Below are 3,755 nucleotides of genomic sequence, written 5' to 3'. Positions count from 1 at the left end.
CACCGGCGCCGACCAACCCGCCGCCGCCCACCCAGCAGCAGCCGCGACCCACTCCACCGAGCGCGCCTAGCCTGCCCACCGGCGTGCTCGGCGACACACTCGGCACGGTGCTGCGCGCGCCGGGGGAGATCCTGGGAGGCTCCGGTGGCTGATACCGCCTTCGACACTCTCCCGTGCGCCCGGGACATCTTCCGCGAACTGGACTCCGCCGACGACCAGCCGGTGGTCTACCTCATTCGCGGCCGCTCGCAGACCGGCAAGTCGACACTTCTCGCGGAGATCCGGGCTCGGCTGCGCGTCCGGGGCATCCCGTTGCAGGACGACACCGCCGCCTTCCAGCACGCGCACCTGCGCAACGGCGCGCACCCGGCGGCGCGCACGCCGACCGCAGGCGCCACGGCAGGCGTGACGACCGACACCGCCCGCCCGGCCCTGGTCATCGACAACGCGCACACGCTCGGCCAGATCGACCTGGAATACCTCTGTGCCGCAGTGGAATCCGGGCATCGCACGGTGGTGGTCGCCGCCCAGCCGCGCCCGCACGACCCGCGGCTGCGGATGCTCGCGGAGGCGATCGCCCGGCGCGGCCGCGTCGTGGACCTGCGCCCGCTCGGCGTCGCGGACATGGCGCCGTTCGCCAGGGAGCTGGGCATGATGGTGCCGCGCCAGGTCGCTCAGCACATCCACGTGCAGACCGCGGGGATCCGCGGCGGCGTGGTGGCCGCGCTCACGGCCGCCTGCTCGGCGCGTCTGGACGCGGGCTTCGCGGCGGTCGACACGGCCGTCGCCGCGTGGGCGCGCGGGTTGCTGGACAACCTCGAGCCCGACCTGCTGGAGACCCTGGTCGTCGCCACCACGGGAACGGGTCTGGATTCCACCGAACTCACCGAGGTGCTCGGCGTGCCGCAGGCCGTCGCGCAGGACCTCATCGACCGCGCCAGGGCCAGTGCGCTGGTGACGGACGCGGACCTGCTGCTCGAACCCGCTGTCGCCCCGTTGCGCACGCTGCTGGGCGACCGCCGGTTCGTCGCGGTCGAGCGCCGGTTGCTCGGCGCCCGGCTGGAGGCGGGCCTGCTGCGTGACCGCACCGCGTTGCAACTGGCCGAGTCCGGCGTCCGCGACCAGCGTCTGGCCGATTTCCTCATCACCGCCGCGGAGCAGGCCGGTCGCGACGCGGTTCGCTATTACGCCGCCGCGGCCGCCGCCGGGGCCGAACTCGATCCGATCGCGCTGCGCTGGGCCGAGGCGGCCGCGCGGACCGGCGACGGCGACACCGCCATGCGGCTGGCCGAGCCGATGCTGGCGCGTACGGGCAGCACGGGCGCGGACCTCGCGCAGGCCGTGCGGATCTGCGCCGCGGTGCTCACCCGGCGTGGACTGGTGGGGCGGGCGGCGCAACTGTACACCTGGCTCGGCGGTGACCGGGTCGGCCCCGATTGGGCGGTCGGCGCCACGGTGTTGTGCCTGGCGGGTGAGGTGGCGGCCGCCAGGGAGATGTCGTCCTCGGCGACGCAATGGCCCCCGACCGAGGCGGGGGCGCACGCGCGAGTGATCGCGACCGCGCTCGCGGACACCCTCGCACCGGGCAACGGCACCGCGGCGGCGGTATCGGCGCTGGTGCAGGCCGCGCACGCGGACGCGGGCGTGGACCGTTTCCTGCCCTGCACGGCGGCCTCCATCGCCACACTGCTCTCGCTCGGCACCGGCGAGCCGCGCCGCGCCCAGGACGCGTTGCGGCGGGCCACCGCGAGCGGGCTGCGCTGCCATCAGCTCGACGTGCTGGCGGCCTGGACGGCGATGCTCGGCGGCGACGAGCGCGCCGCCGCGGCCACGGTGGCCGCGCTGAACCACGACGAACTCGACGTCCGGGATCGGCTGCTCGCCCACGGTGTCGCGGTGGGCCTGGCCCGGCGCAGCGGCGATCACACCGCGCTGGCCCGCGCGTGGCAGGCGGCGTATCCGCTGTTCGACGACGTGCAGGCCGACCTGCTCGCGCTGCTGCCGATCGGCGAGCTGTGGCTGGCCGGCATCCGGATGCGGGACGAACGACGGATCGCGCCGCTGGTGGACGCCGCGCTCGCACTGCTGCGCCGGTTGAACGACCCGCCCGCCTGGTCCAACGCCTTCCACTGGTACGGCGTGCAGGCCGCGATCGCGCACGAGAGCCCCGAGGAGCTGCTGCCGCACGCGCGAGCGCTGAAAGCGGCGGCCGAAGCGGGCGACCGGCATGCCGCCGTGCTCGCCGACGCGGGCCGCACCTGGGTGCTCGTGCTGCGCGGGCAGGTCGCGACCGCACCGGTGCACGCCGCGGTCGCCGCGCTCACCGAGATCGGCATGACCTGGGACGGCGCCCGGCTGGCCAGCGAGGCGGCGCTCGCCGCGGCCGACTCGACCACGGCCACCGCGCTGCTCAAACTGGCCCGCACGGTCCGCGCCGACGCTCGTCCGCAGGAGCCGCAAACCCGGCCGTCGGCGCCTGCCTCGCACAACGGCGACGGTCCCGCTCCGTCGCCGACGCCGCCGCAAGCCGCGATCCTCAGCGAACGGGAACGCGAAGTCGCCGAACTGGTTCTGCTCGGGCTCACCTATCGCGAGATCGGCGCGCGGCTGTACATTTCCGCGAAGACGGTCGAGCATCACGTGGCGCGCATTCGACGCCGGGTCGGTGCTCGTTCCCGTTCGGAGTTATTGTCGATGCTCCGCGCCATGGGACACGGCTCGCTTCTGGTGTGACCGGGGTGCGGTTCCGTCAGCGGGAACGCCAAGCGAGGTAGGTGAGATGGCCACTGGGGTCGGGCTGCGCGTCGCCGAGGACGAGTGCACTGCGGTCATCGTCACCGACGGCGACGAGCAACCGCGGTACATCGTCCGCGAGTCGATCCTGCACATGTCCGACGACGGTGACGCCGAACTGGGCGGTCCTCCGCCCACCGGGCACGCGCACTCGATCACCGGATTCGTGCCCGCCGTCGGTGACCCTGCGGGCATCACGGTCGACGACGGCGAGGCATACCGCGCCGAAGACCTGGTCGCGACCGCCCTGTTCTGCCTGATCAACCTGGCCGCCGAATATCTCAGCGGTCCGGCCGAGTTCTACGCGACGTATCCGGCCGATTGGCCCGCCGAGCACGTTCGGTCGCTGCGTGACGCGCTGGACTACCTCGGTCTGCGCTCGGTGCTGCTGGTCAGCGAGGGCGAGCTGCCCAGCGCCGAGAACGGAGCGGGCGGCGACTCGCTCGCCTACGACGCGGCGCGCGGGGCGCTGGCGGCCGTGCTGGCCACTCCCGCGGGCGCCACCCCGCCCGACCCGTCCACCGCCGAGAACTCGACGGTCGACACCATCGTCATCCCGGCGGTGCCGAGCACCGAAGCGCAGCCGCAGGCGTATTCGGCGGCCATCCCGATCTCCGGGCCGGTCACCACCGCCGAACCCGAGCCGGTCGGGAAACCGGCGCCCGCAACGGTTCCGGCGAAGAAGCCGAGGCGTACGCCGTTGCTGATCGCAGGCGCCGCACTGATCGGATTGGTGTTCGGCGGCATCGTGGTGGCCCTGCTGTTCCGCGACAGCGGCGACACACCGGCACCTCCGCTGCCGGACGCACAGTCCGAGCAGACCTCGGCGCCCGTCCCGCCCCCGCCGCCGGTCACGTCCGAACCGGCGCCCGCCACCGAGCCGGCCGAGCCGCCGGTGGTGATCACCGAGACCACCACGCCGGAGACCACCCCGCCGCCCCCGCCGACCAGCGAGCCGCCGC

General features: G+C 74.2%; 2 protein-coding genes. Both read left to right on the top strand.

Annotation, left to right across the window (positions count from 1 at the left end; genetic code table 11):
* Window positions 1-144: 144 nt before the first annotated feature.
* Window positions 145-2,733 (top strand): LuxR C-terminal-related transcriptional regulator, encoded by a 2,589-nt coding sequence (locus HOV91_RS38540; protein ID WP_174190107.1) that lies wholly within the window; start codon window positions 145-147, stop codon window positions 2,731-2,733.
* A 46-nt stretch (window positions 2,734-2,779) separates the two neighbouring features.
* Window positions 2,780-3,755 (top strand): hypothetical protein (locus tag HOV91_RS38535; protein WP_174190106.1); only part of this gene is annotated, 976 nt, incomplete at its 3' end.

It is taken from the genome of Nocardia barduliensis (genome assembly GCF_013315795.1).
Lineage (GTDB): Bacteria > Actinomycetota > Actinomycetes > Mycobacteriales > Mycobacteriaceae > Nocardia > Nocardia barduliensis.
This window is presented reverse-complemented; position numbering and strand designations above follow the sequence as displayed.